The 461-nt window shown below is 38.6% G+C and carries 1 protein-coding gene; it reads left to right on the top strand.

The annotated features are described in order from the left end of the window. Positions 1-220 (top strand): hypothetical protein (locus HC176_RS16410; protein ID WP_209309761.1); only part of this gene is annotated, 220 nt, incomplete at its 5' end. Between the last annotated feature and the right edge of the window lie 241 nt (positions 221-461).

Consider the following 461-nt stretch of genomic DNA (forward strand, 5'->3'; position numbering starts at 1 on the left):
GCTGAACCAGAGAGGGATGATCAATCTTGAACGGGAAATCAGAAGCCGGTACGATAATGACTTTTTTGAAGAGGTACTGAATGTTCAAGTCCGACAGATCAGCGATTTTGTTACATTTTTAAATGCTTCGGGATTTCCCCGGGAACTTCTGGAAAAGGAAAAGGAGATGAATCTCATCCAGTTCCTGCTGGAGCAGAGCACTATTTTCAATGAACAGTGAACAATTATGCAATAAACAATAACAATAAACAAAAATGAATGAGCAGTGAGCCTTGTACTAAATTCCAGGCACCAAATTTCAAATTCCAATTGTTATAAAGTCTTGGCTCTTGACTCTTGTTTCTTGGCTCTAAAAATAAACCGCTGTCAGGGCTTGAAGCCGCTGACAGGGTTAAAACAAATAAAGACAGTCTTGATTCTTGGTTCTTGGTTCTTGTTTCTTGGTTCTTGTTCTAAAAAAA

The organism is Tamlana crocina, from assembly GCF_012037625.1.